We start from the raw sequence: 5,006 nt of genomic DNA, 5'->3' as shown, positions 1-5,006 counted from the left end.
GCGTGGCGATCTGCCCCTCGGCCGCCGCGGCGACGGCCTCCGCCGCGTCCGCGCCCAGGTCGCCGACGTCGCGGGTGCGGCGCGACCAGCCGGAGACGCTGCCGGCCAGCGCGTCGATGTCGGACTCCAGCGGGGCGTCGAGCGGCTTGTGGCCGAGCGCGTGGTCGCCGACGAGGTTGACGACGGGGGTACGGGCGCGACGGGCGTTGTGCAGGTTGGCGAGGCCGTTGGCGAGGCCGGGGCCGAGGTGCAGCAGGGTGCAGGCGGGCCGCTCGGCCATCCGCGCGTACCCGTCGGCGGCGCCGGTGGCCACGCCCTCGAACAGGCAGAGGACGGGGCGCATTTCGGGGACGTCGTCGAGGGCCGCGACGAAGTGCATCTCCGAGGTGCCGGGGTTGGCGAAGCACACGTCGACGCCTGCGTCGACGAGGCCGCGGATCAGGGTCTGCGCGCCGTTCGGCATGGGGGTCCGCCTCTGCTCACGGTAGGGGTTTCGACTGGCAGGGCGTCAGTCTCGCTCCCGGCGGCGGGGCGCGGAAGGACCGGTTCGGACAGGACCGTCCGGCGCAGGCGCGCACGCCGTTGTTTGGCGCGTCCTTGACAGGACGTACGGGCCGGGCCAGCCTCAGCCCTGACAACGATGTCACCGATCGTGTGAAGGTCGTGAGCGATGAAATGGACCCCACATCCGCGGCGGCGCGCCCGCGTCGCCGCCCTCGCCTGCGCGGCGCTGCTGGGCGGGCTCGTGTCCGTACCCGCGCAGGCCGCCGAGACGCACCGCACCGGGCGCCTCACCGACCTGGTGAACCCCTTCATCGGTACGCAGAACGAGGGGAACACCTACCCCGGGGCCTCCGTGCCGTTCGGCATGGTGCAGCTCTCCCCCGACACCGGGCACAACACGGGCTACGACTACAAGGACACCCGTATCCGCGGCTTCAGCGCCGTCCACCTGTCCGGCGTCGGCTGCGGCCTCGGCGGCGACCTGCCGACGCTGCCCACCACCGGTGAGGTCACCGAGACCGACTACGCCCGCTACGCCGCCGAGTTCCGCCACGACGACGAGAGCGCACGCCCCGGCTACTACCGGGTCGCTCTGAAGTCCTACGGCGGCATCACCGCCGAGCTCACCGCGGGCAGACGCACCGGCCACCAGCGCTACACCTTCCCCGCCACCGACAAGGCCAACGTCCTGCTCAACGCCGGGCAGTCGCTGCACAAGACGGATTCCACCACCGTGGAGATCCTTGACGCGCGCACCGTGCGCACCGCCATCACCGGACACGGCTTCTGCCAGGGCACCAGGCCGTACACCCTGTACACCGTCACCCGCTTCGACCGGCCCTTCACCGCCTACGGCACCTGGCGGGACGGGACGGTCACCGCCGGTTCGAAGAGCTCCACCGGAACCGGACGCAACGGCGCGTACCTCCGCTTCGACGCGACCCGCGACCGGACCGTGGAGGCCACCACCGCCGTCAGCTACGTCGACGCGGACGGCGCGCGGCGCAATCTGCGCGCCGAGAGCGGCGGCTTCGACCGTACGGCCCGCGCCGCCGACGCGGCCTGGGAGCGCCGACTGGAGGGCGTACGGACGCAAGGCGGCGGCGAGACGCTGCGCCGCACCTTCTACTCCTCCCTCTACCGCTCCTTCCTCGCGCCCAACATCGGCAGCGACGTCGACGGCCGCTACACCGGCTGGGACCAGAAGATCCACCGCGCCAGAGGGTTCGACTACTACCAGAACTGGTCCCTGTGGGACACCTACCGCACCCAGGCGCAGCTGCTGGGGCTCCTCGCGCCGCACGAGGCACGGGACATGGCGCTGTCGGTGCTGCGTGTCGACGCGGAGGGCGGCTGGCTGCCCAAGTGGGGGTACGGCACGGTCGAGACGAACATCATGACCGGCGACCCGGTGACGCCCTACCTCACCAACGCCTACCACCAGGGGCTGCTGACGGGGCATGAGGAGGAGGCGTACCGGGCGCTGAAGAAGAACGCCGACGGCGTGCCGCCGGCGGACTCCCCCGCCGTCGGCCGGGAGGCCAACGCCGAGTACATCAAGGGCGGTTACGCCCCCTACATCGCCGACTGGATCCACAAGAAGCCTGGCGACTCCGACTTCGACCACGGCCCGTCGGCGACCCTGGAGTACGCGCTGTCCGACGCGATGCTCGCCCGTATGGCCCGCGAGCTCGGGCACCACGCGGACGCCGCCCGCTACGCCAAGCGCGCCCAGAACTACCGCAACGTCTTCGACCCGAGCACCGGCTTCTTCCGGGCGCGCGACGCGGGCGGCGCGTTCACCGGCCCCGCCGACCCGGCGAAGAGCGTCGGCTTCCACGAGGGCACCGCGTGGCAGTACCAGTGGCTGGTGCCGCAGGACCTGTCCGGCATGGTGTCCCTGATCGGCGGCAAGGACGCCGCCAACAAGCGCCTCGACTCGTTCTTCGCCTACGACAAACTACTGAAGGACCCGGCGGGGACGGCGCGCAAGGTGTGGGTCAACGGCCCGTACGACTACTACAACGCCGACAAGTACAACCCGCAGAACGAGCCCGACACCATCGCCCCGTACACCTATCTCTCCACCGGCCGGCCCTGGCAGACCACCGACGTGGTGCACGCGGCGCTCACCCTGTTCACCGACTCGCCGAGCGGCATGACCGGCAACGACGATCTGGGCACCATGTCGGCGTGGATGGTGCTGTCCGCCATCGGCGTCTATCCCGTGCAGCCCGGCGCCGACGCCTGGGGGCTGTCCACTCCCCTCTTCGACCGCGTCGACCTGCGCCTGGACCGCCGCTGGTATCCACACGGCCGGTTCACCATCACCGCGCCGGGCACCTCCGGCCATGACCGCTACATCCGGTCGGTGCGCCTGAACGGTTCGCCGTACGGGAAGACGTACGTACGGACCGAGGACATCCGGCGCGGCCGGGCGCTGTCCTTCGGCGTCGGCTCCGCGCCCTCCCACTGGGGGACTTCGGCGTCGGCCGCGCCGCCCGCGGTGAACTGACCGTCCCACGCGGCGCGGTGAGAGATCTTCCGCACGCGTCCGGGCCCGGCCATGATGATCGGCCATCGGCTCCGACGGAGAGGAACGGCCATGGCCGGGCTACGGGCAGGAAAAGGCGTACTGCGCCGCAAACCGATCGAACAGATCGAGTCGGGCACGACGGGATCTCCGAACGAGCAGCTCAAACGCTCGCTCGGGCTCTGGCAGTTGACGGCGATCGGCGTCGGCGGCCTCATCGGCGCCGGCATCTTCAGCCTGGCGGGCACGATCGCCAACGGCAAGGCGGGCCCCGCCGTGCTCGTGTCATTCCTGATCGCAGGGGTGGCGAGCGCGGCGGCGGCCTTCTCGTACGCGGAATTCGCGGGCCTCATCCCGAAGGCCGGGTCCGCCTACACCTACGGGTACGCGGTCCTCGGCGAGTTGGGGGGCTGGTTCATCGGCTGGGACCTGCTGCTGGAATACACGGCGATCGTCGCGGTGGTGGCGATCGGCATCTCCGGCTATATCAATTACCTGCTCGGGGAGATGGACGCCGGGCTGCCGCACTGGATGCTGGGCGCCCCCGGCACCGGGGACGGCCACCGCGTCGATCTGTTCGCGGCATTACTGTGCATCTTCATCGCCTATTTGCTGTCGCTCGGCATCAAGAACGCGGCCCGCTTCGAGACGATCGTCGTCGGGCTGAAGGTCCTGGTGGTGATCTTGATCATCGTGGTGGGCTTCTTCCATATCAAGACCGGCAATTACCGCCCGTTCTTCCCGTTCGGCGTAGGCGGCGCGTTCACGGGCGCGGCGACGGTGTTCTTCGCGGTGTTCGGCTATGACGCGATGTCCACGGTGGCCGAGGAGTCCAAGGACGCGCAGCGCCATATGCCGAAGGCGATCCTGTATTCGCTGGCGATCTCGATGGTGCTGTACGTACTGGTCTGCCTGGTGTTGACGGGAATGCAGAACTACAAGGACATCGACAAGGAGAGCGGCTTCGCCAACGCGTTCAAGTCGGTGGGCCTGGGCGGGCTCGCGGATGTCATCGCGGTCGGCGCGATCATCGGCATTCTCACGGTGATGTTCACCTTCATGCTGGGAGTTACTCGTGTGTGGTTCAGCATGAGCCGGGACGGGCTGCTGCCGAAGTGGTTCGCGAAGACGCATCCGACGCGGCACGTCCCGACGCGGGTGACCTGGATCGTCGGCTTCGCGTCGGCGGCCATCGCCGGATTCCTGCCGATCGGCGAGGCTGCGGAGCTGACGAACATCGGCATTCTGCTGGCCTTCGCGGTCGTCTGCGTCTCGGTGATCGTGCTCCGCTACAAGCGCCCGGACCTGCCGCGCACCTTCCGCGCCCCGGGCATGCCGGTGGTCCCGCTGATCGGGGTGGCGGCGTCGCTGTGGCTGATCACCTATCTCGCGTGGCAGACGTGGGTGCGCTTCGCGGTGTGGTTCCTGCTCGGCCTGGTGGTCTACTTCGCCTACTCCTACAAGCGGTCGGAGATGGCGAAGGAGGAAGCGCGGGAGCGGGAGGCGGCGGAGTAGCGGCTACGGGCGGGGGCGGGGTTACGGCCAGGGCGGCGGGCGGCTATTTGAGGAGGCGGGAGAGGCGGCGGTCCGCGAGCGGTTTTCCGCCCGTCTGGCAGGTCGGGCAGTACTGAAGCGAGGAGTCGCGGTACGAGACCTCGCGCACCGTGTCCCCGCAGACCGGGCAGGGCTGCCCGGTCCGGCCGTGCACCCGCATCCCCGCCCGCTTCCCGGCCTTCACCTCCCCCGCCGCGAGGCCCCCGGCCTGCTCGACCGCCCCGCGCAGGGTGTCGACGACCGTCGCGTACAGCGCCCTCGCCTCGTCGTCGGTGAGGCTCGCGGCCAGTTTGAAGGGCGACATGCGGGCGGCGTGCAGGATCTCGTCCGAGTAGGCGTTGCCGATGCCGGCGATGACGCTCTGGTCGCGCAGCACGCCCTTGAGCTGCCGCCGTTCGCCGCGCAGCAGCGCGGC

General features: G+C 70.2%; 4 protein-coding genes. 2 read left to right on the top strand and 2 right to left on the bottom strand.

Going from position 1 to position 5,006, the window contains the following annotated elements; all coding sequences use genetic code 11:
• On the bottom strand, positions 1-463 hold a 463-nt coding region (locus tag ACFU99_RS32595; RefSeq protein ID WP_384398897.1), incomplete at its 3' end, for a thiamine pyrophosphate-binding protein.
• A gap of 207 nt (positions 464-670) precedes the next feature.
• On the opposite strand from ACFU99_RS32595, the gene ACFU99_RS32590 reads away from it, so the two are divergent.
• Positions 671-3,019 carry a GH92 family glycosyl hydrolase gene (locus ACFU99_RS32590; RefSeq protein WP_384398895.1) on the top strand — a complete coding sequence of 783 codons (2,349 nt, stop codon included), beginning with the start codon at positions 671-673 and terminating at the stop codon, positions 3,017-3,019.
• Positions 3,020-3,109: 90 nt separating this feature from the next.
• A complete protein-coding gene (locus ACFU99_RS32585) occupies positions 3,110-4,552 on the top strand; it encodes an amino acid permease (protein ID WP_384398893.1) in 1,443 nt (480 codons plus the stop codon).
• Between the two features lie 43 nt (positions 4,553-4,595).
• Here ACFU99_RS32585 and ACFU99_RS32580 read toward each other — a convergent pair.
• Positions 4,596-5,006 (bottom strand): zinc finger domain-containing protein (locus ACFU99_RS32580; RefSeq protein WP_384398891.1); only part of this gene is annotated, 411 nt, incomplete at its 5' end.

Origin of the sequence: Streptomyces sp. NPDC057654, from assembly GCF_042800135.1 — a bacterium.
In the GTDB taxonomy this organism is placed as follows: domain Bacteria; phylum Actinomycetota; class Actinomycetes; order Streptomycetales; family Streptomycetaceae; genus Streptomyces.
The sequence above is the reverse complement of the archived record's forward strand: the minus strand, read 5'-3'. Positions and strand labels throughout refer to the sequence as shown.

Bases quoted from the DNA above. Each gene is read 5' to 3' on its own strand.
- ACFU99_RS32585 (WP_384398893.1), top strand. From the start codon at position 3,110: ATGGCCGGGCTACGGGCAGGAAAAGGCGTACTGCGCCGCAAACCGATC.
- ACFU99_RS32590 (WP_384398895.1), top strand. From the start codon at position 671: ATGAAATGGACCCCACATCCGCGGCGGCGCGCCCGCGTCGCCGCCCTC.